The sequence below is a fragment of the Mycobacterium sp. 852002-50816_SCH5313054-b genome (genome assembly GCF_001667185.1).
GTDB lineage: Bacteria > Actinomycetota > Actinomycetes > Mycobacteriales > Mycobacteriaceae > Mycobacterium.
The window spans coordinates 1-24,335 of sequence record NZ_LZIC01000051.1 but is presented as its reverse complement, the minus strand read 5'-3'; the positions used below and the strand labels follow the sequence as shown (position 1 = coordinate 24,335).

26 protein-coding genes are annotated in these 24,335 nt (G+C 71.5%); 16 read left to right on the top strand and 10 right to left on the bottom strand.

All coding sequences use genetic code 11. From position 1 onward, the window contains the following. The first annotated feature begins 152 nt into the window (after positions 1-152). Positions 153-1,919: a PE family protein gene (locus tag A5787_RS28605; protein ID WP_066965793.1), complete on the top strand. Its 1,767-nt coding sequence runs from the start codon at positions 153-155 to the stop codon at positions 1,917-1,919. Positions 1,920-1,947: 28 nt separating this feature from the next. On the opposite strand, the gene A5787_RS10750 is transcribed toward A5787_RS28605, so the two are convergent. After that, positions 1,948-2,496, bottom strand: a complete 549-nt coding sequence (locus tag A5787_RS10750) for a TetR/AcrR family transcriptional regulator (protein ID WP_066965788.1) — start codon at positions 2,494-2,496, stop codon at positions 1,948-1,950. Positions 2,497-2,579: 83 nt separating this feature from the next. Here A5787_RS10750 and A5787_RS10745 point away from each other — a divergent pair, with 83 nt between their 5' ends. The 12 genes from A5787_RS10745 to A5787_RS10690 all read left to right on the top strand — a co-directional run bounded on the left by A5787_RS10745 (position 2,580) and on the right by A5787_RS10690 (position 12,003). Then, positions 2,580-3,467: an aldo/keto reductase gene (locus A5787_RS10745; RefSeq protein WP_066965785.1), complete on the top strand. Its 888-nt coding sequence runs from the start codon at positions 2,580-2,582 to the stop codon at positions 3,465-3,467. Further along, complete coding sequence (locus A5787_RS10740; RefSeq protein ID WP_369829104.1) at positions 3,442-3,933, top strand: nitroreductase family deazaflavin-dependent oxidoreductase; 492 nt, start codon at positions 3,442-3,444, stop codon at positions 3,931-3,933. The genes A5787_RS10745 and A5787_RS10740 overlap by 26 nt, the downstream gene beginning before the upstream one ends. Before the next feature lie 5 nt (positions 3,934-3,938). Beyond that, a complete protein-coding gene (locus A5787_RS10735) occupies positions 3,939-4,637 on the top strand; it encodes a hypothetical protein (RefSeq protein WP_066965779.1) in 699 nt (232 codons plus the stop codon). After that, positions 4,634-5,536, top strand: coding sequence for a 1,4-dihydroxy-2-naphthoyl-CoA synthase (locus A5787_RS10730; RefSeq protein WP_066965776.1), 903 nt, complete (start codon positions 4,634-4,636; stop codon positions 5,534-5,536). Before A5787_RS10735 ends, A5787_RS10730 begins: the two co-directional genes overlap by 4 nt. A 32-nt stretch (positions 5,537-5,568) precedes the next feature. After that, entirely contained in the window at positions 5,569-6,459 is an 891-nt protein-coding gene (locus A5787_RS10725) for an SDR family oxidoreductase (RefSeq protein ID WP_066965773.1), read from the top strand. Beyond that, a complete protein-coding gene (locus A5787_RS10720; protein ID WP_066965769.1) occupies positions 6,449-7,075 on the top strand; it encodes a maleylpyruvate isomerase family mycothiol-dependent enzyme in 627 nt (208 codons plus the stop codon). The genes A5787_RS10725 and A5787_RS10720 overlap by 11 nt, the downstream gene beginning before the upstream one ends. 13 nt (positions 7,076-7,088) lie before the next feature. Next, positions 7,089-7,478, top strand: a complete 390-nt coding sequence (locus A5787_RS10715) for a VOC family protein (protein ID WP_066965766.1) — start codon at positions 7,089-7,091, stop codon at positions 7,476-7,478. Between the two features lie 113 nt (positions 7,479-7,591). Beyond that, the gene (locus A5787_RS10710; protein ID WP_066965763.1) at positions 7,592-8,836 is read left to right on the top strand and encodes an inorganic phosphate transporter; all 1,245 of its coding nucleotides are present in this window, start codon (positions 7,592-7,594) and stop codon (positions 8,834-8,836) included. Then, on the top strand, positions 8,833-9,138 hold the full coding sequence (locus A5787_RS10705; protein WP_066965760.1) for a hypothetical protein: 306 nt from the start codon (positions 8,833-8,835) through the stop codon (positions 9,136-9,138). The genes A5787_RS10710 and A5787_RS10705 overlap by 4 nt, the downstream gene beginning before the upstream one ends. 47 nt (positions 9,139-9,185) lie before the next feature. After that, complete coding sequence (locus A5787_RS10700; RefSeq protein WP_066965757.1) at positions 9,186-9,488, top strand: DUF3349 domain-containing protein; 303 nt, start codon at positions 9,186-9,188, stop codon at positions 9,486-9,488. 68 nt (positions 9,489-9,556) lie between these two features. Further along, positions 9,557-10,639: an o-succinylbenzoate--CoA ligase gene (gene menE, locus A5787_RS10695; RefSeq protein ID WP_231993926.1), complete on the top strand. Its 1,083-nt coding sequence runs from the start codon at positions 9,557-9,559 to the stop codon at positions 10,637-10,639. A gap of 11 nt (positions 10,640-10,650) precedes the next feature. Then, the gene (locus A5787_RS10690; RefSeq protein WP_066965751.1) at positions 10,651-12,003 is read left to right on the top strand and encodes a hypothetical protein; all 1,353 of its coding nucleotides are present in this window, start codon (positions 10,651-10,653) and stop codon (positions 12,001-12,003) included. A gap of 89 nt (positions 12,004-12,092) precedes the next feature. Here A5787_RS10690 and A5787_RS10685 read toward each other — a convergent pair whose 3' ends face one another. The 3 genes from A5787_RS10685 to A5787_RS27695 are packed head-to-tail and all read right to left on the bottom strand — an operon-like array spanning position 12,093 to position 15,755. After that, on the bottom strand, positions 12,093-12,755 hold the full coding sequence (locus A5787_RS10685; RefSeq protein WP_066965747.1) for a DUF2064 domain-containing protein: 663 nt from the start codon (positions 12,753-12,755) through the stop codon (positions 12,093-12,095). Next, entirely contained in the window at positions 12,752-13,408 is a 657-nt protein-coding gene (locus A5787_RS10680; RefSeq protein ID WP_066965745.1) for a glycosyltransferase family 2 protein, read from the bottom strand. Before A5787_RS10680 ends, A5787_RS10685 begins: the two co-directional genes overlap by 4 nt. Before the next feature lie 13 nt (positions 13,409-13,421). Beyond that, positions 13,422-15,755, bottom strand: a complete 2,334-nt coding sequence (locus A5787_RS27695; protein WP_066965743.1) for a hypothetical protein — start codon at positions 15,753-15,755, stop codon at positions 13,422-13,424. Between the two features lie 278 nt (positions 15,756-16,033). On the opposite strand from A5787_RS27695, the gene A5787_RS10670 reads away from it, so the two are divergent. Further along, positions 16,034-17,707 carry a hypothetical protein gene (locus A5787_RS10670; protein WP_066965741.1) on the top strand — a complete coding sequence of 558 codons (1,674 nt, stop codon included), beginning with the start codon at positions 16,034-16,036 and terminating at the stop codon, positions 17,705-17,707. Here A5787_RS10670 and A5787_RS10665 read toward each other — a convergent pair. Both A5787_RS10665 and A5787_RS10660 read right to left on the bottom strand, forming a co-directional pair. Continuing rightward, a complete protein-coding gene (locus tag A5787_RS10665) occupies positions 17,704-18,735 on the bottom strand; it encodes an NAD(P)-dependent oxidoreductase (protein ID WP_066965737.1) in 1,032 nt (343 codons plus the stop codon). The two genes, A5787_RS10670 and A5787_RS10665, sit on opposite strands and share 4 nt — an antisense overlap. Further along, the gene (locus A5787_RS10660) at positions 18,732-19,508 is read right to left on the bottom strand and encodes an S-methyl-5'-thioadenosine phosphorylase (protein WP_231993924.1); all 777 of its coding nucleotides are present in this window, start codon (positions 19,506-19,508) and stop codon (positions 18,732-18,734) included. Before A5787_RS10660 ends, A5787_RS10665 begins: the two co-directional genes overlap by 4 nt. A 34-nt stretch (positions 19,509-19,542) precedes the next feature. Between A5787_RS10660 and A5787_RS10655 the strand changes: the two genes are divergently transcribed. Further along, complete coding sequence (locus A5787_RS10655; RefSeq protein ID WP_066965862.1) at positions 19,543-20,415, top strand: 1,4-dihydroxy-2-naphthoate polyprenyltransferase; 873 nt, start codon at positions 19,543-19,545, stop codon at positions 20,413-20,415. Between the two features lie 113 nt (positions 20,416-20,528). On the opposite strand, the gene A5787_RS10650 is transcribed toward A5787_RS10655, so the two are convergent. Continuing rightward, a complete protein-coding gene (locus A5787_RS10650) occupies positions 20,529-20,882 on the bottom strand; it encodes a DUF4229 domain-containing protein (RefSeq protein ID WP_066965731.1) in 354 nt (117 codons plus the stop codon). A gap of 46 nt (positions 20,883-20,928) precedes the next feature. On the opposite strand from A5787_RS10650, the gene A5787_RS27295 reads away from it, so the two are divergent. Then, on the top strand, positions 20,929-21,087 hold the full coding sequence (locus tag A5787_RS27295; RefSeq protein ID WP_156763882.1) for a hypothetical protein: 159 nt from the start codon (positions 20,929-20,931) through the stop codon (positions 21,085-21,087). 8 nt (positions 21,088-21,095) lie between these two features. Here the strand turns inward: A5787_RS27295 and A5787_RS10645 are convergent, their stop codons facing one another. From A5787_RS10645 to A5787_RS10635, 3 genes are all read right to left on the bottom strand, one after another. Further along, entirely contained in the window at positions 21,096-22,391 is a 1,296-nt protein-coding gene (locus tag A5787_RS10645) for a MinD/ParA family protein (RefSeq protein ID WP_066965859.1), read from the bottom strand. A 44-nt stretch (positions 22,392-22,435) separates the two neighbouring features. Then, the gene (ccsB, locus tag A5787_RS10640; RefSeq protein ID WP_066965729.1) at positions 22,436-23,407 is read right to left on the bottom strand and encodes a c-type cytochrome biogenesis protein CcsB; all 972 of its coding nucleotides are present in this window, start codon (positions 23,405-23,407) and stop codon (positions 22,436-22,438) included. Next, a partial coding sequence (locus tag A5787_RS10635) for a cytochrome c biogenesis protein ResB (RefSeq protein WP_197507074.1) occupies positions 23,404-24,335 on the bottom strand: 932 nt, incomplete at its 5' end. The genes ccsB and A5787_RS10635, both read right to left, overlap by 4 nt.

Here is a 24,335-nt window from a genome sequence, read left to right as displayed (position 1 = left end):
GACACCGCCCGGACGCGTCTCATTCCGCCAACCGACGACCCCACCGCAGACCAGGAGCCGGCACATCGAAACGAGCTGTCCGACCGGCCGACGATCTACCGATCGCGGTCGCACTCCCAACCATCACGGCTACTAGTTCGAAGGATCAGCACGTGTCGTTCATTCTCGCAGTTCCCGAGTACATAGCGGCGGCAGCAACAGACCTGGCCGGCATCGGTTCAACCATCAGCTCCGCGAACGCAGCGGCGGCGGGCCCGACCACAGGCCTGCTCGCGGCCGCCGAAGACGAAGTGTCGGCGGCGGTGGCGTCGCTGTTCGCCGCGCACGGACAGGCGTTTCAGGCGCTCAGCGCTCGGGCGACCGCGTTCCACGACCAGTTCGTGCGGACGCTCGACGCCGGCGGGGGTGCCTATGCGGCCACCGAGGCGGCGAACGTCTCGCCGCTGGAGACCGCGTGGCAAGACGTGCGCGGGGTGATCAATGCGCCCACGGAGCTGTTGTTGGGGACGCCGTTGATCGGCAAGGGCGTCAACGGTGCGCCGGGGACCGGGCAGCCCGGTGGGCCGGGCGGGCTGTTGTTCGGGCCGGGCGGTGACGGCGGGTCCGGCGCACCCGGGCAGCCCGGCGGTCGGGGCGGCAACGCCTGGCTCTTCGGCAGCGGTGGCCACGGCGGGGCCGGCGGAACCGGAGTCACCGGCGCACTGGGCTCGACAGCCAGCCACACCAACGGCGGCACGGGTGGCAGCGGCGGAGCCGGCGGGGCAGGCGGCAATGGCGGGCTGATCTGGGGCAGCGGCGGTGCGGGTGGTATCGGCGGTGTGGGTGGGCTAGGCGGTGGGGGCGCTGCCGGCATCTCTGGTGCGCTCGCCGGAAGCGCCACTAACGCTGGTCACGGCGGCAACGGCGGTACGGGTGGGGTCGGGGGCCAGGCGCAGGGATTGTCGGGCTTGTTCGGCGGTCATGCGGGCGCCAACGGCGATGGCGGCGCCGGCGGCGACGGCGGCCAAGGCGGCCAGGGCGGTTCTCCGCTTCTTGGCGGCGCCGGCGGGAACGGCGGCAACGGCGGCAACGCCGGCCTGGGTGGCAGCGCGGGCGGCGCCGGCGCGATCGCCGGCGTCGATGGCAACGGCGGCAACGGCGGCAACGGCGGCGGCGGCGGCCTCTTCGGCCTCAGTGGTGACGTCGGCGGCAACGGAGGCTCCGGCGGCAGCGGCGGCAACAGCATCGGCGGCAACGGCGGGAACGGCGGGAACGGCGGCGCCGGCGGTGGCGGTGTGCTCACCAACGTCACGCAAGGCACCCTGGCCGGCGGCGGCGGTGGCGGCGGCGGTGCCGGCGGCCACAGCACCAGCGGCCACGGCGGTGAGGGCGGCAAAGGCGGCGGCGGTGGTGAGGTCGGGATCAATCCGGGTTCCTTGACTGCTTACGCCGACGGCATCGGCGGCGACGGCGGCTCTGGCGGCAGCCACGTCGGCCCCGCTGGCGGTCCCGGCGGTGGCGGGGGCGGTGGCGTGGCCGCCAGCGTCGGAGCCACCGGCCCCGGCATCACCGGGGGCACCGGCGGCAGCGGCGGCGGCATCCTCGACGGCGGTAACGGCGGCAACGGCGGCTCCGCCGGTGGCGGCTCGGTGACCACATCGGTCGTTGCCTCCGGCGGCGGCGGTGGTGGTGGCGGCGGGGGCACCGACGGTTTCGGTGGCAGCGGCGGGGACGGCGGCGGTGCCAACTATCAGATCTCGGGCAATGGCGCATACTACGGCGGCGGCTCCGGTGGCACCGCAGGCAACCCCGGCGGCATCGGCGTCGGCCCGGGCGGCAGCGGCGGCAACGCCGGCATCGGCGGGGGAGGCGGGGGCGGAGCCATCTTGGGCAACGTCGGCAACGGCAACGGTGGTCACGGCGGCGACGGAGGCGGCTAGTACCGACTTGTCGCTAGGCCAACCCCGGTTAGCGAGACACGCCGGCCACCAAGAGGTCCAGCATGCGGCACGTCTGCTCCGGCGAACCGCTGACCAGGAAGATGCCGATCAGGCTGGACACCACGTCGTCGGCCTGCACGCCGGGGTGCAAACTGCCGTCGCGGGCCCCGGCCCGCAGCAGCATCTCGACGGCGCCGACGATGCTGTCGCGCGTCTGGCTGGGCTCCATCGCACCGGAGTCGAAGATCGCGTGTAGCGACTCGGCCATCTCGCGTTTGGCGGCCACGAAGCTTGCGTAACGATCCATCCAGCGCCGCAGGGCGGCCCTGGGCGGATGCCGGTTGAGCAGCTGTTCGGCCGCCGCGGCCACTTCGGCGAGCTCGGCGCGGTAGATCGCCTCGACGAGGGCCTCCCGGTTGGGGAAATGGCGGTAGAGCGTGCCGATCCCGACGCCGGCGTCGCGCGCGATCGACTCCAGCGACACCGGTCGCCCCTGCGCGCCGGCGAACGCCGCGGTAGCGACCGCCAGCAGCTTCTCGCGGTTGCGGCGCGCGTCGGACCGGCCGGGCTGGGCCAAAGCGGAGGCCCCTCCGTTTCTGCTAGGCTGCGTACAAGCGGAGGGTCCTCCGCATTCCTTCCAGTGTGTCAGACGGGAGCGCCATGAGAACCTTTCCCACCGTCGCGCGCATCGGCTACGGCGCGATGCAGCTGTTCGAGGCCACACCCGAGGACGCGGTCGGCGTGCTGCGGCGCGCGATCGAGCTCGGCGTCGACCACATCGACACCGCGTCGTTCTACGGCCCCGGCGAGGTCAACCGCCGAATCCGGGCGGCGCTGGCGCCCTACCCGGACGAGCTCGTCATCGTCAGCAAGGTCGGTGCGCGCTACACCGGCACCGAACCCATCCCCCTGGCCGCCGCACAGAAGCCCGCGGAGCTGCGCGCCGCGGTCGAAGACGATCTGCGCCAGCTCGGCCTGGACCGCATTCCGGTGGTCAACCTGCGGCGCATGGACCTCGGGCCCGGTGTAGCCGCCGAGGGCGACCAGGCCGTCGACGTCGACGACCAGCTCGCCGAGATGATCGCGCTGCGCGACGAGGGCAAGATCGGCGCCATCGGCATCAGCGCCGTGCCGGTTGACGTGGTGCGGCGGGCGTTGCCCGCGGGGATCGTCTGCGTGCAGAACGCCTACAGCGTGCTGGAACGCTCGCAGGAAACCACCCTGGACCTGTGCGCCGCCGAGGGCGTCGCATGGGTGCCCTACTTCCCGCTGGGCTCGTCGTTCCCGGGCTTTCCGAAGGTCGCCGACCAGCCGGTGGTGGCCGAGATCGCGGGCGCACTCGGCGTCACGGGCGCCCAGGTGGGCCTGGCGTGGCTGCTGGCGCACGCGCCGAACACGCTGCTGATTCCGGGGACGCGATCCGTCGGGCACCTCGAGGAAAACCTGGGCGCGGCGGACGTCACCCTCGATGCCGAAGCGCTGGAACGGCTGAACGCCATCGGTACAACCGAACCCCAGCCGCATGGTGCGGAGCCCTTTCACAGGTAACGTCGCTGCCGTGGGCAGTGCCAAAACCGTCCGGCCGCCGTGGTGGCTGAAGCCGGCGAACAAGGTCTTCATCCAGATGTCCCGGCTCGGAATGAGTTTCGGCGGCGAGAGCCCCGTGGCGCTGACGGTCAAGGGGCGCAGGTCCGGACGCGACCGCTCAACGCCGGTGACCCCGATGACCGTCGACGGGAAACAGTTCGTCGTCGCCGGGTTTCCCGGTGCCGACTGGGTGGCCAACGCGCGCGCCGCCGGGCAGGCGACCGTCGCCCGCGGCCGCCACGTCGACACGGTGCGGATGGTGGAACTGTCACCCGAGGACGCGCGGCCGATTCTGCGTGTCTTCCCCACCGAGGTGCCCACCGGCGTCGGCTTCATGAAGCGCGCCGGATTGGTCATCGACGGCCGGCCCGAGGAATTCGAAGCCCTGGCCGGCCACTGCGCCGTGTTCCGACTGGACCCGGTGTAGCCGCGATGGGGCGCGCGGTGCTGGTGGTGACCCTGCTCGTGGCCGCCTCCCTGGGCGTGCTCGCACCGCGGTCGTCGGCCACGACGGGCTGCGCGCCCGGCGGCGCGCCTCCCCCGGCCGGCGCGGCCCAGCGCAAGGTCAGCGATCTGGACTGGGACGGCCAGCCGGACACGTTGTGGGTCGGGACGTTTCGCGACGGCTCGGGCCGCACCGCTCGGATCGTCGGGATCACGACGGCGAGCGGCGCCAACTCCGGCGTGGAGGTGCCGTCGGCCAGCCCAATCCCCTTGACCGCCTTGGCAATCGATGCCCAGCAGGACGGGCAGCACCAGGTCATCGTCAGCGACGGCCGCGGCGCGCACCTGTACGTGTTCGCCGACTGCCGGCTGCAGACGGTCTCCGACAACCAGGGCTCCCCGTTCCTGTTCGACCTGCAGGACTTGCGCGAGAACGGCACCGGCATCGGCTGCGGCAACCTGGGCCCGCCGATGCCCGGCCGTCACCTCGTCGGGTTGCGGGCCTCGAACCAGGACGGCCAGTGGACGGTGCGCCGCACCGAGATCGACCTCAACGGCGCGCTGGCTACCATCGGACAGTCCGACACGCTGACGGCCACCTCCGCGCAGGACCCCGTGGTGGTCTCCGCACAGACGATCAGCTGCGGCGACCTCACCATCAGCAAGGACGGAGTTCGACAGCCTTGAGTGCCAACCCCTTTGATGCGCAGGCCTGGCGGCCCGTCGACGGATTCGGCGACCTGACCGACATCACCTACCACCGCCACGTCGACGACGCCACCGTGCGGGTGGCGTTCAACCGTCCCGAGGTGCGCAATGCGTTTCGGCCGCACACCGTCGACGAGCTGTACCGGGCGCTCGACCACGCCCGGATGTCGCCCGACGTGGGTGTGGTGCTGCTGACCGGCAACGGCCCCTCGCCCAAGGACGGCGGCTGGGCGTTTTGCTCCGGCGGCGATCAGCGCATCCGCGGCCGGTCCGGCTATCAATACGCCAGCGGAGACACCGCGGACACCGTCGATGCCGCGCGCGCCGGGCGCCTGCACATCCTCGAGGTGCAGCGGCTGATCCGGTTCATGCCCAAGGTGGTGATCTGTTTGGTCAACGGCTGGGCCGCCGGCGGTGGCCACAGCCTGCACGTGGTGTGCGATCTGACCCTGGCCAGCCTTGAGCACGCGCGCTTCAAGCAGACCGACGCCGACGTCGGCAGCTTCGACGGCGGTTACGGCAGCGCGTATTTGGCCCGGCAGGTGGGCCAGAAGTTCGCCCGCGAGATCTTCTTTTTGGGCCGGGAGTACACCGCCGAGCAGATGCACCAGATGGGCGCGGTCAACGAGGTCGTGGCGCACGCGGACCTGGAGCGGGTCGGCGTGCAGTGGGCGGCCGAGATCAACGCGAAATCCCCTCAGGCGCAGCGCATGCTGAAGTTCGCGTTCAATCTGCTCGACGATGGGCTGGTGGGCCAGCAGCTGTTCGCCGGGGAGGCCACCCGGCTGGCGTACATGACCGACGAGGCCGTGGAGGGCCGCGACGCCTTCCTGCAGAAGAGGCCGCCGGACTGGAGCCCCTTCCCGCGCTACTTCTGAGGCGGCTTCGGGCGCCCGCCTAGACTCCCCACGTGAGCAAGAGTCCCCTCGGCAGGATCAGAGACCAGCTCGTGCTGGCGACCATGCGACCGCCCGCCGCGCCGCAAATCCTGGTCAACCGGCCCGCGATCAAACCGGTCGACCTCGACGGCAAGCGGATCCTGCTGACCGGGGCGTCGTCGGGCATCGGCGAGGCGGGCGCCGAACAGCTGGCCCGCGAGGGCGCGACGGTGGTCGTCGTCGCCCGCCGCCAGGACCTGCTCGACTCCCTGGCGGACCGGATCGCCAAGGCCGGCGGCGCCGCCATCTCCATCCCGTGCGACATCTCGGACATGGACGCCGTCGACGCGCTGGTGGCCGACGTCGAAAAGCGCCTCGGCGGCATCGACATCCTGGTCAACAACGCCGGCCGGTCCATCCGCCGGCCGCTGGCCGACTCGCTGGAACGCTGGCACGACGTCGAGCGGACCATGGTGCTCAACTATTACGCGCCGCTGCGGCTGATCCGCGGGCTGGCGCCCGGGATGCTCGAGCGCGGCGACGGCCACATCATCAACGTCTCGACGTGGGGCGTGCTGTCGGAGGCATCGCCGCTGTTCTCGGTCTACAACGCGTCGAAGGCCGCGCTGTCGACGGTGAGCCGGGTCATCGAAACCGAGTGGGGCCGCAAGGGCGTGCACTCCACGACGCTGTACTACCCGCTGGTGGCCACGCCGATGATCGCGCCCACGAAGGCCTACGCCGGGATGCCCGCGCTGACGTCGCAGGAGGCCGCCGAGTGGATGGTCACCGCGGCGCGCACCCGGCCGGTGCGGATCGCGCCCCGGATGGCGATCGCGGCCAAGGCTCTGGACACGTTCGGCCCGCGCTGGGTTAATACCCTTATGCAACGGCAGAGCATCCAGCCCAACCATGAAGCCTGATCTCTGGGACACCATCGCGGCCGAGCGCGGCGCGCTGGCCACCGACCTCGCCGGCCTGACGCCGGCGCAATGGGAGACGCCGTCGCTGTGCGCGGGCTGGACGGTGCGCGACATCGTCGCGCACCTGTCGGCAACCGCCTCGCTGAACCCGGCCACCTTCTTCCTCAACATGGCCAAGGCCGGGTTCAACTTCGACCGTTTCGCCAACGGCCAGATCGCCAAGCACCGCGGCGCCGACACCGGGGCCACCCTGGCCGAGTTCCGGGGGTTGCAGAACTCGACATCCGCGCCGCCGGGCCCGAAAACCTCGTGGCTGGGCGAGGTGGTGGTGCACGGTGCCGACGTACGGCGCCCGCTGGGTATCCCGCACGCCTACCCGCCCGACGCCGTCCGCCAGGCGATCGACTTCTACAAGGGCTCCAACATGCTCATCGGCTCCAAGAACCGCATCGCCGGTCTGGCGCTGCGCGCCACGGACCAGGACTGGCAGCACGGGCAGGGCGAAGCGGTCGAGGGCCCGCTGCTGTCGCTGTTACTCGCCACGACCGGGCGGGCCGCGGCCTGCGACGACCTCGCCGGCCCGGGTGTGGCGACCCTGCGCAGCCGCTGCGCGTGATAGACACGACGCTATGGAGATCCTGGCCAGCCGGATGCTGCTCCGGCCGGCGGACTATCAGCGGTCGCTGAGCTTCTACCGCGACGAGATCGGGCTGGCGATAGCCCGCGAATACGGCGCGGGCACCGTGTTTTTCGCGGGGCAGTCTTTGCTGGAGCTGGCCGGTTACGGGTCCCCGGACCATTCCCGGGGGCCCTTTCCGGGTGCACTGTGGCTGCAGGTCCGCGACGTCGCCGCGACCCAGGCCGAGCTGCAGGGCCGGGGGGTCCCGATCGCCCGCGAGGCGCGCCGCGAACCGTGGGGCCTGCACGAGATGCACGTCACCGATCCGGACGGCATCACGCTGATTTTCATCGAGGTTCCAGGGGATCATCCGCTGCGCCGCGACACCCGCGGTGATTGAGGGAACGCCGGGTTAACGAACGGCTAACATCTGACGGCAAGTCGAGGTACACCTGCGTTTCGGCTCTTTCTCCGTTCGACAATTTAAGCCCCCTACTACGAGAATCAGGCGCTGTGAACATCGATTTGTTCCTCCTCATCATTGTCGTAATCACTGCACTCGCTTTCGATTTCACTAACGGCTTCCACGACACCGGCAACGCGATGGCAACGTCCATTGCCAGCGGCGCGCTGGCGCCCAAGGCGGCCGTCGCGCTGTCGGCGGTGCTGAACCTGGTGGGCGCGTTCATGTCGACCGCCGTCGCGGCCACCATCGCCAAGGGCCTCATCGACGGGCACATCGTGACGCTGGAATTGGTGTTTGCCGGCTTGGTCGGCGGCATCGTCTGGAACCTGCTGACCTGGCTCCTCGGCATCCCCTCGAGCTCGTCGCACGCGCTGATCGGCGGCATCGTCGGCGCCACGCTCGCCGCCGTCGGCTCACACGGGGTGATCTGGAAGGGCCTGGTGTCCAAGGTCCTCATCCCGGCCGTCATCGCCGCGATCCTGGCCATCGCGGTCGGGGCCATCGCAACCTGGCTGGTCTACCGGATCACCCGCGGCATCCCGACCAAGCGCACCGAGGCCGGGTTCCGGTACGGCCAGTGGGGCTCGGCGTCGCTGGTCTCCCTGGCGCACGGCACCGGCGACGCGCAGAAGACGATGGGCATCATCTTCCTGGCGCTGATGTCCTACGGCGCGGTCAGCAAGACCGAGTCGGCGCCGCCGCTGTGGGTGATCGTCTGTTGTGCCCTGGCGATGGCGGCGGGCACCTACCTGGGCGGCTGGCGCATCATCCGCACCCTGGGCAAGGGTCTGGTCGAGATCAAGTCGCCCCAAGGCATGGCCGCCGAATCGTCTTCGGCCGCAGTCATTCTGCTGTCGACTCACTTCGGCTACGCGCTGTCGACGACGCAGGTCTGCACCGGTTCGGTGCTGGGCAGCGGGCTGGGCAAACCAGGCGGCGAGGTGCGCTGGGGCGTGGCCGGCCGGATGGTCACCGCATGGCTGATCACGCTCCCGTTGGCGGGTCTGGTCGGCGCGCTCACCTACTGGACCGTGCACCTCATCGGCGGATACCCCGGCGCGATCATCGGCTTCGGGCTGCTGGTCGCCGTGTCCGCGGTCATCTACATCCGCTCGCGGCGGGTCAAGGTCGACCACAACAACGTCAACGCCGAATGGGAGGGCAGCCTCACCGCCGGCCTGGAGGGCGCGGACGAACAGCCGCCCTCCGATACCAAGCCCAAGGTCGGCACCGGGGCCTCGCCCCGGTCCGGCTCGGACGACGACACGGTGAGCGCAGGGAACCCCTCATGAGCCACTTCGGCGACTGGTTCAACTACCAGGCCTCCCTGAAGATCCTGCTCTTCAGCATGCTGGCCGGCGCCGCGCTACCGGGGGTGTTCGCCCTCGGGCTGCGGTTGCACGCCATCGGCGGCGGACAGGTCAGCATCGACGGCGGCTCACCGCACAAGAATCCCGCGCTGCTGGCGATCGCCTGGGTGATCTACGCGGTGGTGGTCGCGGTGATCGCTTTCGCCCTGCTGTACATCTCGCGCGACTTCGTCGCGCACCAGATCGGGCAGCCTTTCCTCGGGGCCAAGCCACCCCACAAGTAGCATCGAATCGTCCACCCAGCCGAGCCCCCGCGCGGAGGGATAGCTAAGTGAACGGATTCCTGAATTCGATCGTCTCGTGGCTGCGCGCGGGATACCCGGAGGGCATCCCGCCCACCGACACCTTTCCGGTGCTGGCCCTGCTGACCCGCCGGTTGGGCCACGACGAGGTCATCGCTGTGGCGCATGAACTCATGGACCGCGGCGATTTCGACGAGATCGACATCGGTGTGGCGATCAGCAAGGTCACCGACGACCTGCCGTCGGACGAGGACGTGGAGCGGGTGCGGGCGCGGTTGGCCACCCACGGCTGGCCGTTCGACGAGCCCCGCGACGCCCAGGATCCGGCATAGCCGTCCTGCGTGCGCTGGGCGTCCCACCGGGTTCCGCCGCCGCGGTGCTGTTGCCCGCCCTGGAAGGTGTGCTGGACGGCCGTGAGCCCGCGCTGGTGGCGGTGGCCCCCGACGACGACGGCACGCCGCGCGCCCTGCGGGTCGGCGAGGCGATCGACGATGACGTGGCCCTGGTGGTGGCGACGTCGGGAACCACCGGCGCGCCCAAGGGTGCGCTGCTGACCGCGGCGGCGCTGACCGCCGGCGCGGCGGCCACCCACGAGCGCCTCGGTGGCCCCGGCGCCTGGCTGCTGGCCCTGCCGCCCCACCACATCGCCGGGCTGCAGGTGCTGGTGCGCAGCGTGCTGGCGGGCTCGGCGCCCGTCGAGCTGGACGTCTCGGCCGGCTTCGATGCCAGCGAATTGCCCCGCGCGGTAAGGCAATTGGGCCCCGGCCGGCGCTACACGTCGCTGGTCGCCGCGCAGCTGGCCAAGGCGCTGGCCGACCCGGCGGCCGCGGCCGCGCTCGCCGAACTGGACGGCGTGCTGCTCGGCGGCGGGCCGGCGCCCCGGCCGATTCTGGACGCCGCCGCGGCGTCGGGCGTCGCGGTGGTCCGCACCTACGGCATGAGCGAGACCGCCGGCGGCTGCGTGTACGACGGTGTCCCGCTGGACGGGGTGCTGGTGCGCGTGTCCTCCGACGGGCGCATCGTCATCGGCGGCGCGACGCTGGCCAAGGGCTACCGCAACCCGGTCGACCCCGACCCGTTCGCCGAGCCGGGCTGGTTCCGCACCGACGACCTGGGCGCCCTCGACGAGGCCGGGGCGCTCACCGTGCTGGGCCGGGCCGACGACGCGATCAGCACCGGCGGGCTGACCGTGCTGCCGCAGCCGGTCGAGGCCGCGCTGTGCACCCATCCCGCGGTCGGCGACTGCGCGGTGTTCGGCCTGCCCGACGACCGGCTGGGGCAGCGGGTGGTCGCCGTGATCGTGGTGCGCGACGGCAGCGACGCGCCGACGCTGCAGGCGCTGCGCACCCACCTGGCGGGCACGTTGGACGCCACCGCCGCGCCACGCGAGCTGCACGTCGTCGAGGCGCTGCCGCGCCGCGGCATCGGCAAGGTGGACCGGGTCGCGCTGGTGCGCCGCTTCGCGGGCGCGGGCGATCAATAGGCTGGTCGATCGTGAGGGTCGCGCGACGGGAGTGGGCAGCCGTCGCGGTCGGGGTCGTCCTGGTGGCGGCGGCGTTCATCCTGCCGCGCCTGCACTGGGGCGTGCGGCCGCGGCTGGACGTGGGCCAGGAGCGGTTCGGCACGCACACCGGGGCCTCGCCGATCTTCGGGGCGTGGGAGCTCCACGCCAGCTGGGGTACCGGCCCGGCGATTCTGATCGCCGTGGCCGCGGTCGTGTGGGGACCCACTGTGGCGCAACAGCTTTCGTGGCGGACTCTGACGCTGGGGACCTGGGCCACCGCCTGCGGGTGGGCGTTCGCGCTGGCGATGATCGACGGCTGGCAACGCGGTTTCGCCGGGCGGTTGACCACCCGCGACGAGTACCTGTCGCAGGTGCCGAGCATCACCGACATACCGGCAACCGTCCGCACGTTCTCGAGCCGCATCGTGGACTTCCAGCCGAACTCGTGGACCACCCACGTCTCGGGGCATCCGCCGGGCGCGCTCCTGACGTTCGTGTGGCTGGACCGGATCGGGCTGCACGGCGGAGCCTGGGCGGGGCTGCTGTGCCTGCTGGTGGGTTCCAGTGCGGCTGCGGCCGTGGTGATCGGCGTGCGCGCGCTCGCCGACGAGCGGACGGCGCGCCGGGCCGCACCCTTCGTCGCGGTCGCCCCGACGGCGATCTGGGTCGCTGTATCGGCCGACGGATACTTCGCCGGGGTCGCGGCCTGGGGGCTGGCGCTGTTGGCCGTGGCGGTACACCGCCGCGTCCGATTCCCCGCGCTGCTCGCGGCGGCGGCCGGCCTGCTGTTGGGCTGGAGCGTTTTCCTCAGCTACGGCCTGGCGCTGCTGGGCCTGCCGGCGTTGGCCGTCCTGGTCTCGGCGTCCGATTGGCGCGCGGTGCTGCGCGCGCTGGGCCCCGCCGCGCTGACCTCGCTGGCGGTGGCGGTGGCGTTCGCCGTGGCGGGGTTCTACTGGTTTGACGGCTATACCCTTGTGCAGCAGCGCTATTGGCAGGGCATCGCCAAGGACCGGCCGTTTCAGTACTGGAGCTGGGCCAACCTGGCGTGCGTGGTGTGCGCGATCGGGCTGGGCGGCGTCGCCGGGATCAGCCGGCTGTTCGACCGGGCCGCCATCCGACGCCGTTCCGGCTTCCATCTGGTGCTGCTGGCCATGCTGGCCGCCATCGTGTTCGCCGACCTGAGCATGCTGAGCAAGGCCGAGGTCGAACGGATCTGGCTGCCGTTCACCGTCTGGCTCACCGCGGCGCCGGCGCTGCTGCCGATCCGCTCACACCGGTTGTGGCTGGCGGTCAACGCCATTGGCGCCCTGCTGGTGAACACCGTCATCGTCACCAACTGGTGATCGAGTGTGCGCGCATGGTTTCGGCGAGGCTGTAATTCTGCAGGCCCTCACCCGCACTTTGTCTGCAGATTTACAGGCTCGGCGAACGCTCAGAGCCCCGCCGCGCGGGTGACCAGCGCGAAGCGGCTTGTGGGGCGGCATGCGTCGCGGACCACGGCGACGTCGTCGACGAGGTCGACGTCGGCCAGGCGCTGCACTTCGGTCACGCCAATGCCGTTGTCGCGCAGCGCCTTCAACGTAAGCTCACCGGTGTCGGACCGAGACATCGGCACGCCGCGCAGGCATTCGGCCATCGGCGGCGCCGCCACCCCGAGCGCCCACCAGCCGCCGTCGCGGGCCAGGCCGAGGATCGCCGGCGCGTCCAGCAGCAGACGCGCGCAGTCGGCCAACAGCTCGGCGGTGACCTGCGGGGTATCCATCCCGATTTGCAAGACGGGATACCCCTCGGCCGAGTCGGCGTGGGCGTTGGCGAGCCGGTCGGCAAAGTCGTTGCCGCGCTGCGGGATCACGGCGAAGGACTCGAGCCGTTGCCGAAGCTCGGCGGCGCGGGCCGCGGCGCCCAGATCGCCGGTCAGGGCCACCACCCGCGACGCCACCGGTGCGGCGGCCACCGCGTCCAACGTGTCCAGCAGCGCGGCGGCGGCGATGTCGGCGGCGACCCGGTCCCCGACCGTCGCCGCGAGCCGCGTCTTGGCCCGGCCGGGCTCCGGCGCCTTGGCGACCACCAGCACAGTCACCGGCAGGGCACTCACGAAATCACCTTCCAGAAGTCCAGGATCGCGGTGACGCTGCCCCGCAGCGAGCCGCTGACCTTCGACTTGCCGCCCGTGCGCGGGCCGTAGCTGACGTCCAGCTCGACCACGCGCCAGCCGGCGGCCGCCGCCCGGACCAGCAGTTCCAGCGGATAGCCCGAACGCCGGTCGGCGACACCGAGATTCAGCAGCGCCTCCCGGCGAGCGACCCGCATCGGCGCGATGTCGTGCACCGGCAGACGATGGCGCGTGCGCAGCCGCCAGCTCATCACGACGGTCCCGACCCGGGCGACCCACGGCCAGTGCAGGCCGGGCACCGGGCGGCGCCGGCCGATCACCAGGTCGGCGCCCAGGTCGAGCGCGTCCACCAGCCGGGGCAGCTCACCAGGATCCATCGAGCCGTCGGCGTCGATGACCGCCACGATCGGGGTGGTCGCGGCCACGACGCCGGCATGCACCGCCGACCCGTAGCCGGGCCGTGGTTCGGCGACCACCTGTGCGCCGTGCCGGGTTGCCACCGCGGCGGTTTCGTCGGTGCTGTTGTTGTCCACCACCAGCGCCCGATAACCGGCCGGCATCGCCGCCAGCACCGCCGGAAGCGATTCCTCTTCGTTGAGACAGGGCAGCACCACCGTGACCGCGTCGTCGGGCATGCGCTGGCCGCGATCAGTGATGGGTGGGGAGAGGCGTCGCCGGCAGCTGCGGGGTGACGGGCTTCGGGGCCACCGTCTGCTGCGGAGTCACGGGCTTCGGGGCCACCGTCTGCGTGGGCTGCGGCTGCACCGGCTTCGGCGCGGCGGTCGTCGGCGCGGCGGTCGTCGGCTTCGGCGCGACGGTCGTCGGGACGGTGGTCGTCACCTTCGGGGCCTGCGTCGTCGTCGGCTGCGTGCTGGTCGACGGCGGCTGCGTGGTCGTCGTCGGCTGGGTCGTCGTCGTCGGCTGCGTGGTCGTCGTCGGCTCGGTCGTTGTCGTCGTCGGTGGTGTCGTGGTGGTCGACGGCGTCCCCGTCGTAGTCGTCGTAGTCGTCGTCACCGTGGTGGTGGTCGTCGTCGGCGTCGTGGTCGTCGGGCCATTCGGGTACGGGTAGTACGGGGGCCGCCAGCCCGGGTAGGGAACGATGACCGGCATGGGCACACCAGGATCCGGGTTCGGCACGAAAGCGGGAACGGGCGCCGGCGCACCACCGGGGGATGCCAGCTGCGGCGGAATGTAGCCGTTGGCGTCCGGAACGACGCCGCCCTGGAACCCTGACCAGGGCGCGTCGGGCGGCGGCGCCGGCACGGGGGCCTGCTGCTGCGTCGGCAACAACGGCATGAATTTGCCCGGGGCCGCGTTTTGGTGCCCGATCACCGGCTGCGCACTCGCGGTCGGACGAACGGCGATGGCCACCGCGGCGGCCAGCGTCGCCAATCCGATGACGGCGAAGGCGATGACGGCATTGCCGAGCACCAGCGACCGCCGGCTCAGCGGCGCGCGACCCGTCGCGGTGGTTTCGGGATCGTCGTCGAAGTCCTCGTCGCCGTACTCGTCCACGCCGAGCGGCTGGTCCTGGTCGGTCAGCGAGTACGCCAGCTGCTGATCGGCGGCGGCCGGCTCGGGCGCGGGCGCGAACGCGGTCTCGTCGCCGGCGGGGGCCATCGCCGCCGCGGCCCCGCCGAGGCCGACCGCGGGGGCCATCGCGGTGGACAATCCCGCCGTGATCGGGGGTTGGGGCGTCGTGGGGGCCAACCCGGCCGCCAGCGCCGCACCGCGCGCGAACGCGAAGTCGGGACGCTCCAACACCTCGACCCGCAGCGGCGATCGGGCGCGAAGCTCCTCGGCCAGCCTGGTCAGGTCTTCCACCGTCCCCAGCACATAGGCGGCGTCGACCGCGAAGGGCGCGGAGCGCAGCCACTCCAGCACCATGTCGACGGTCGCGGTGGCGGCGTCCACGCCCTGCAGCGCCGCCGTGGCCACGACGCTCGCCAGCGCGTCCGCGGCCCCCAGCGCCACCAACGTCGCCGCCTCGGCGGTGACCACGAGCGCAACGGCGCCGGGCAGCGCGGCGCCGCGGAAGACGGTCCGCAGCAGCGACGTGATTGCCTCCGGCTGGGAAACCAGGCCGACGTCGGGAACCCCGAAGTCGGCCAACGCCTGGCGAAGCGCTTCGGCCTGGGCGGGATCCGGCGAGTACAGCCGGGTCGCCACCAGGTGGCGGCCCTCGTCGGCCAGCGACTGCTGAAAGCCGGCCACCGTCTGGATCAACGTTTCGAACGGCGGGACGGGCAGCTCCACCACCAGGTGCTTGATCGCCGCATAACCGCCACCGACCGGCCCCACCAGCGCCAAGCGGGCAACGGAACCGGCGACCGCGATGCCAAGCACCGCGTCCATCGCCCCCAGCCGTCGTGAGGTGAGCCCCACCGGACCGGTTTCGGCGTCGTCGTCCTCGGGCTCGGTCAGCCACTCCATCGGAAGCAGGTCGGACTCCCCGGCCATCGAGTACGCCAAGTCGGGTCCCACCTGGCCGGCCGCGTACGCTCCCGGGACCGCGGGGGCCATCGCCGTCGCGCCCCCGTCGAGTCCGACCGCGGGGGCCATCGCCGTCGCGTCGCCGGCGAGCCCGGCCGCCAGGGCCGCGCCGCGGGCCAGCACGAGGGTCGGGTCGTCGGCGGCCTGGGCCTGCATGGTTGCGGTGGCGGTCCCCGGGACGGACAGCGCGCCGGTGGCCTGCGACTCCGACAGCACCGCGACATTCTGGACGCCGGAATCCTCCAAGGCGCGGCGCAACTCGTCGACCCGGCGCGGATCCGACCAGCACAGCCGAGTTGCGAGCAGTCGGTGGTTTTCGTTGGCCAGCAACCGATTCGTGCCGACAACGGTTTCGGTCAACTTTTCGATCGGGTTGTCAAAGAGGTCGACGGCGTACTCGTCGATCAGGGCCGCGCCGCTTCCCCCCGACCCGACGAGCGCCAGGCGGGCACGGGGACCGGTGACGGCCACCCCCAAAACGACGTCCATACCCGCTCTCCTTCGGCCGGTTACCCCACAACCAGCATGTCCCCGGCATCATTACACTTCGATACCGTCGGCAGTAACAGTCATTCGGGCTATAACGTTGCCTGTGAGCGTCCCGGCTTGGCAAACCGCGCCGGGGGCCCACATTCTCAGTCCTGCCGCGCGGCCCGAACGGAGATTATGTTTCCAAGTAAGCAACGTGGTCGACGTGGCAGGGGGTTCCCCCGCCTCGCAACCAAAGTTGCGCCGCCAGTGGCCGTCCTCGACACCCGGGGGGAACCGTGAGTCAGACCAGCGACGACGCCCCTACCGGCCCCATCCGCGGGCAGGGGCCGCCGCCCCCGGGCCCCCGCACGCCCGCGACCGCTGCTGTCCAGGCGCCCACGCGGCGGCGGAACATCGCCGGCGACCTGACCGCGGCCGCCTTGCTCGTCGTGGCGCTGCTGTTGCCGTGGAACCTGTACTTCGGGATGGGAATCCCGGGCAGCAACAAGACGCTGCTGGCGGTGCTGTTCGTCGTGACCCTGCTGGCCCTCCTTTCGATCGCCCTGGCCGGCTCCTGGAGATCCTCCAGCGCGAAATTCAACGCCGCGCTGGCCGGGCGGCTTCGGCTGGCGCTCAACGCCCCCTACGCGCTGCTGGTCCTCGGCTTCGTCGCCTTCGATGTGTTCGAGACGGTCCGCTTCGGCGGCAGCGTGAACGTGCCGGGCGGCGTCGGACCCGGGGCCTGGTTGGGCATCGCCGGCGCCCTGCTGAGCGCGCGACCGGTGGTCCGGGCGGCGGATGACGGGGGTGACAATGGCGGGCCCGTGCGGATCATCGGCTACGCCTCGATGGTGGGCGCCGCGCTGAGCTTTGGCTTCAACCTGTTCTGGCGGGTGCGATACGCGCTGCAGAGCGCGGGCGGTTCGGATTTCGGCAAGCAGAACATCGCGGTCATCGCGACGGCGGTGGTCTACGGCGTGGTGGCGTTGATCGCCGTCGTGGTCGGGTCGAGGTGGCTGCTGCGCAGCACCAGGGCCTCGCGGCTGGCGACGGTGGCGCTTGGTGTGTCGACGCTGGTCGCCGGGATCCTCGTGTGGATCGTTCCGGCGGGCCGCGACATCGACGCGTTCCATGGCATCGCGCAGAACACGTCGACGGCGGGGGTCGGGTTCGAGGGCTACCTGGCGTGGGCGGCGGCCGCCGCGATTTTCGCACCGCCCGCCCTGCTGGCCCGGCGGAACCACTCGGCAACGGAGGAGAACGCGTGGCGCGCGGCGGCCCGAAACGGCTTGCTGCTCATCATCGTCTGGTGTGTGGGTTCGATGGTCATGCGGATCACCGACCTCGCCGTCGGCGTGGCCCTGAACTACCCCTTCTCCCGCTACGACAGCATTGTGCTGGCCGCGTTCGACCTGACCACGGCCTTGCTGGCGGTGTGGCTGCGGATCAACCTCGGCAATGACGCGGTCTCCGCCCGGCTGATCTCGTCGCTGTGCGGGCTGGTCGCCACCCTGAGCATCACCCGCGTCGTCGTGGGCGTCGCGCTGGCGCCGCGCTTCGAGGAGTCGCCGAACGCTCCCGCGCCAAACCCGGTGTACGGCAACAACCTTGCCCAACAGATCACCAGCACCTTCGACGTCGCGCTGTGCGTGCTGGCCCTGTGCATCCTCACCGCCGCCGTCATCACCGGGCAGCTCGGCGGGCGGCGGGTGCGACGCCGGCGGCGCCGTCCCGCCCACACCCGTGGCGGCCCCGCCGGCACCCACCCGGGCCCGGCCGCGCCGACGACGCGCATCCCCGTCGGCCACGCGGCCCCGCCGTCGGCGGCGGCGACGACGCGCATCCCGACCGGCGGGGCCGCCCCGCAGCTGGCCGGTTCACCGCGAATCTTCCGGGGGGACGACTCCGCGACCCGGCAGATCCCCCTGCAGAAGCCGCGGATCTTCCGGCCGCCGAACGACTCGCGTTAACGCAGAGGCGCGTAAGCGAACTCGCGCAATCCGTCCAACGGACCGACGGCCGCCCGGAAGTCCAACGCCTCGCCGGCGCGGGCGGGATCGGCGACGATGTGGCGCACGTCCCCGCTGCGGTACTGCCCGGTGACCACCGGGGATACCGAACCGTCCCGGGCGTCGCACAGCGCGGTGGCGACCTCCAGGATCGAGATCGGCCGCCCGGAGCAGACATTGAACGCCGAAAAGCCCTCGGCGTCCGCGGTCGCGGCAGCGAGATTGGCGGCGGCCACGTCGTCGACGTGCACGAAATCGCGCATCTGGCCGCCGTCCTCGAAAACCCTTGGTGGCTCGCCCTTTTCCAGTGACGAGCGGAAGATCGCGGCCACGCCGGAATACGGGGTGTCGCGCGGCATTCCGGGGCCGTAGACGTTGTGGTAGCGCAGCGCCACGACCGAGCCGCCCGTCGCCTCCGCCCACGCCAGGGCGTAATGCTCCTGCGCGGTCTTGCTGGCCGCGTACAGGCTGCGCGGGCGCAGGGCGGCATCCTCGTTGACCAGCCGCCACGTCGTGTCGAGTCCGCAGACCGGACAGCGGTTTTCGAAGATCCCGGCGTCGAGATCGGCGCGCCGACGCGGCGGCGGGTCAACGAGTCCATGCTCGGGGCAGGCGTACTGGCCCGGCCCGTAGACCACCATCGAAGACGCCAGCACCAAACGGCGCACCCCCGCGGCGAACATCCGCGCCAGCAACACCGTGGTCGCGAAGTCGTTGTGGCCGCCGTAGGCGGGCGCGTCGGCGGCGTCGACGCCGGCGCCCACCATCGCCGCCTGATGACAGACCAGGTCCACGCCGTCCAGCAGCGGGGCCAACGCGTCGCCATCGCGGACGTCCACGCGTCGGCATCCCTGGGGCAGCACCGCATTCGGCCCGTGCGCGGCGGGCAGCAGGATGTCGACGGCGACGACATCATGACCCGCCGCCCGCAGCGCGGCGTCCACCCGCGACCCGATGAAGCCGGCCGCACCGGTCAGCAGCACCCTCATGGCAATTCCACCGGCAGGGTGACGCCGGTGTGGGGCTGGCAGTGGCTGCAGGTGTGCTCGACTGCGACCCGGTGGATTGCCGCGCGCACCAGTTCCTTGAACAGCCCCATGTTCCTTTCGAATTGGGCGAACACGTCGACGGCCTTCACGCCCTCGCCGGCCGCGATCCCGGCGTCCAGGTCGGTCACCAAAGCGATTGCCGCATAACATATTTCGAGTTCGCGGGCCAGCACCGCCTCCGGGTAGCCGGTCATGTTGACCAGGCTGAACCCGGCCGAGGCGAACCACCGGCTTTCGGCCCGGGTGGAAAAGCGCGGCCCCTGGATCACCACCATGGTGCCGCCGTCCACCACATTGGGCAGTCCGGTGGCCGCGGCTCGCAGCGTCGGGCAGTACGGATCGGCGAAGTCGACGTGGACGGCGCCCGAGTCGAAGTAGGTGTCGGCGCGGCCGTTGGTGCGATCCACCAACTGGTCGGGCACCACCACCGCGCCCGGGCCATTGTCGGGGTTCAGGCTGCCGACCGCGCACGGGCCGAAGACCCGCCGCGCGCCGAGTTTGCGCAGCGCCCACATGTTCGCCCGGTAGGGCACGGTGTGCGCCGAGAATTGGTGCGTCGCGCCGTGCCGGGGCAGGAACGCGACCTCATGGTCGCCGATGGAGCCCACCGTGATGGGCGCGCTGGGCGGGCCGTAGGGGGTGTCGACGTCGATGGTGCGGACGGACGAGTCGAAGAACGTGTAGAAGCCGCTGCCGCCGATGACTCCGAGCATCCGCCCATTGTGGTGCATGGGGCAGGATGGCTTGGTGGCGAGTTTCGCGCAGTGGGTCGAAGGCGCCCGGCCCCGGACGCTGCCCAACGCGGTGGCACCCGTCGTGGCGGGCACGGGCGCCGCGGCGTGGCTGGGATCCGCGGTGTGGTGGAAGGCGCTGCTGGCGCTGGTGGTCGCGGTGGCGCTGATCATCGGGGTCAACTACGCCAACGACTACTCCGACGGCATCCGCGGCACCGACGACGTGCGCGCCGGGCCGGTGCGGCTGGTGGGCTCGCGGCTGGCCGCCCCTCGCTCGGTGCTGGCCGCGGCCGTCACGAGCCTGTCGGTGGGCGCGGCGGCCGGGCTGGCGCTGGCGATGCTGAGCGCGCCGTGGCTGATCGCCGTCGGCGCGGCCTGCATCGCCGGGGCGTGGCTGTACACCGGCGGGTCAAAACCGTACGGCTACGCGGGTTTTGGTGAGGCCGCGGTGTTCGTGTTCTTCGGCCTGGTCGCCGTGCTGGGCACCGAGTACACCCAGGCGCTGCGGGTGGACTGGGTCGGACTGGTGCTGGCCGTGTCGATCGGCGCGCTGTCGTCGTCGGTGCTGGTGGCCAACAACCTGCGCGACATCCCCACCGACACGCAGTCCCGGAAGATGACCCTGGCGGTGCGGCTGGGCGATGCCCGCACCCGGGTGCTCTATCAGGCGCTGCTGGGAACGGCCGCGGTGCTGACCCTGGTGCTCATGGCGGCGACGCCGTGGTGCGCGGTGGGATCGGTGGCCACGCCGCTGGCGCTGCGCGCGCTCGCGCCGGTGCGCTCCGGGCGCGGCGGGCGCGACCTGATTCCGGTGCTGCGTGACACCGGGCTGACGATGGTGGTGTGGGCCGTCGCGGTGGCGGCCGCGCTGGCGCTCGCGCACTGACCGCTTCGAGTGTGCGTGCAGAGTTTCGAGCGTGAACTGGCGGACGGATCTGGGCGATTTTCCCGCCCTGCGCGCACACTCAACGCCCTGGACGCACACCCGAAGCGGCGCAGCTAGGCCTCGGGCTCGTCGGGTCCTTCATCCGGAACGGCCTCCCCGCGCAGCCGGGCGTGCAGCTGTTCGCGTTCCCGGCGCCGGCGTTCGCCGCTGATCGCCAGCCCGGCGGTGGCGCGCCGGCGCAGCGGGCCGAACAGCCAGATGCCCAAGGGCATCGCGATGATCAGAGCGAACAACACCGCGACCACGACGGGGAACTGGGTGACCCCCAGCAACCGCGCGATCGCGTAGATCGCGCCGCTCACCGCGGCGACGAGCGCCAACCGCGCCACCGCGTAGAGCGATACGTCGACGACTACACGATTGCGGGTGCGCTCCTCAGTGCTGTTGTCCCTCGCTCCTTCTGACACAGCTCGAGCCTACGGCGCGGGTATATTCGCTCCAAGGAGGTGTTGAGTGCTCTACCTGCTGCTCGTCCTGATCCTGGGGACGCTGATCTACGTTGGCTGGCGCGCCGCGCGCTCACAGGCCCACCGGGCCAAGACGCGCGTCATCGGACCAGACGACGATCCGGACTTTTTGCGGCGGCTAGGTCACCGGGACAAACCCCTCTAGCACCCCCGCTAAGCCACTCCGGGGTTGCGCTGATCGCCGGGGAACCCATCGGCCACGACGGCCGCCAACTCGGCGAGCGCCTCGCGGGTTCCGCGCCGCAACCGATCCAGCTCGATCTCGGCGCCTTCTTCCAGGTGCGGATCGAACGGGATCAGCCGCACGGCCCGGCAGCGGCGCGAGAAGTGATCGATCACCTTGTTCATGTCGACCTTGCCGGTGCGCGGCCGTACCGCGTTGATGACCGCGATCGAGTTGCGGACCAGCTCCTGGTGCCCGTGCGCGTCCAGCCAGTCCAGCGTCGCCGAGGCGCTGCGCGCGCCGTCGATGGACCCCGACGCGACCACGAGCAACACGTCGGCCTTCTCCAGCACCGACGACATCACCGAGTGCAGCAGCCCGGGGCCGCAGTCGGTGAGCACCAGGCCGTAGAACCGCTCCAGGATGTCCAGGACGCGGGCGTAGTCGTCGGCGCTGAAGGCCTCGGAGACGGCGGGGTCGGTTTCCGACGCCAGCACCTCCAGCCCGCTCGGGCCCTTCGAGGTGTAGCGGCGCACGTCGCTGTAGCGCTCGATGGTTCCGGCGTCGTGTAGCAGCTGACGCACCGTCGCCGCCGTCTCCAGCGGGATCTTCTGGCTCAGCGTGCCGCGGTCCGGGTTGGCGTCGACGGCCACCACCCGGTCGCCGCGGACGGCGGCGAACGTCGACCCCAGCGTCGCGGTGACCGTGGTCTTGCCGACGCCGCCCTTCAGCGACAGCAGCGCCACCCGGTAGCAACCCCGCAGGGGGCGGTTGACCTGGGCCACCAGGTTGTTGTGTCGCAGGGCGCGCGGGCTCTCGCCCAGGTTGATCAGGTGACCGGACAGGTCGTAGACCAGCCGGCGCCAGCCCTCCGAGGGAGGCGGCTTGACCGGCCGCAACAGCATGCCGGTGGACAGCTCCGGGTAGGGCGTGTGCGGCAGGTGCTCGGGGCGGTACGGGGGCGCCTGGGCCTCGGCCGGCGGTGCGTCGGCCGGCCGGTTGTAGTAGGCGCCGTAGGCGGTCGGGTCGACGCGGGGGATGCCCGTAACCGGCGTGGAATCCCAGGGCGGCATCCCGCCGCGCGCGGGCGCGGGTCCCGCCGCGGTGGACGGGGCCGCCTCCCGCCTCTCGGCCGGGGGGACCCGCCGCTCGGTGCGGAATCCGGCAAAGGCGCGGGTCGGCGCTTCGCCCGAGTCCGCCGACTGTTCGCTGGATTGCTGCGCTGGGGGCAGCTCGGTGGTCTGCGGCTCGGGCGCCCCCACGCCCGTCGTTGGATGGTCGGACACCTGCACTCCCCCTTGTGGTGATTACTTAGGTCGGTTGCTCACTGTCATCCCACGCCCGCATACGAGTGCAGGCCCACGGTGACCAGGTTAACGAAGAACAGATTGAAGACCATGGCGACGAAACCCACGACGTTGATCCACGCCGCCTTCCTGTCCCGCCATCCCGCCGTCGACCTGGCATGCAGATACGCGGCGTATACCACCCATGCGATAAACGAAACCGTCTCCTTGGGGTCCCAGCCCCAGTACCTGCCCCAGGCTTCCTCGGCCCAGATGGCACCGAAGATGACCCCGAAACCGAATACCGGGAAGGCGAAGATCGTGGTGCGGTAGGCGACGCGGTCCAGGGTCTGCGCGTCGGGCAGGCGCCGCACCATCCGGGCCAGGGCGCCCTCGGCCTCCGGGTCGCTCAGCCGGGACGTGCGCAGCAGGAACAGGATGCTGGAAATGCCGGCGACCATGAACACCCCGGAACCCAGGCTGACCACCGAGACGTGGATGGGCAGCCAGTAGGACTGCAGCGCGGGCATCACCGGCGCGGCGTTGGTGTAGAGCCAGCGCCCGGAAACCGTGAGCAGGATCAGCACCGGCACCAGCAGGAACACCCACAGCGGGCGGTACTGCGGCCGGCGCAACACGATCGCGCCGGCGACCAGGCCGCAGCAGCAGGTCAGGTTGATGAACTCGTACATGTTGCCCCACGGCACCCGCAAGGTCGCCAGGCCGCGCAGCACGATGCACGCCAGCAACAGACCGATGCCGAGGTAGACCACCGCCAGCCCGGCCCGCCCGACGCGCTCGTCGAACGGGCGCTGGTCGGTGTCCTCGACGATGCCGGGCACGGCGCTGTCGGAGGCGACCGAGCCGGCCAGGACGCGCCGGTCCACGCGGCGGCTCCCGGCGTAGGCCAGCTCGAAGGCCAGCAGCAGCATGGCGACCACCAGGGCCACCACCGCCGAGGTGAACGCCCAGTCGGAGTAGCGCGCCAGCCCGATGTTGACGTGCAGGGTGTTCATGTGACGTCCACCTGAGAACTCGTTCTGGACGCGGCGGACTCGCCCAGCCCGTCCAATATTTGCCCGGTCAACCGCTCGAACTCGTCGCCCCACCCGGAGTTGTCGGTGCGCGCCAGTCCGCCCAGTTCGACGTTCACCGTACCGGCCGCCTCGCCGCCGGCCGCGGTGAGCCTGACCCACACCCGACGGCGGCGCACCAGCAGCGACACCACCAGCCCCGCCATCATCGTGGCGGCGAAGACCAGCACCCAGGTCTGGCCCGGGTCGTGGGAGACCTGCAGATTGACGAACGGCACGGCCCCGTCGAAGCGCACGACCGTGCCGGCGGCCGGACCCTGGTCGAGCCGGATCTGTTGGCCGGCGCGCAGGTTGACCCGCTTCTCTTTGGTCAGCCGGCCCTGCTCGATCAGCCGGGGATCCAGCGAGAACAGCGACTGGGGCCGCCCGGTGTCCAGGCCGGTGTCGCCGCGGTAGATGTCGACGGCCACCGCGGGGGCGTTCAGCGCCGGGAAGCGCGACGACAGCAGCGTCCCGTCAAGCTGCTCGGTGGGTGCCAGCAGGCCCTGGATCGCGATCTCGTGTTGTCGGCGCTCGGCCGCGTTGGGATAACTGCCGGCGGGCGGGTCGATCCGCGCCACGCCCGAGCTGAGCAGGGTCTGCGGGTTCTCGGGTCGCCATTGCACGGTCGACGCGCGCGTCTGCCCGTCCGGGAAGGTCACGGTGAATGTGGGCGCGTAGCCGTGGCCCTGCAGGTACACCCGGTCGCCGCCGACCCGCAGCGGGTGGTTGACCTCCAGCAGGTAATGCCGCCAGCTATTGGCGGCCAGGTCCTGACCGGCCTGGTAGTCGACGTCGGCGGCGAACGAGGTGGCCTGCCCGGACGGGAGGTAGTGGGCCTGAAAATCGTTGACCCGGATGCAGATCGGGT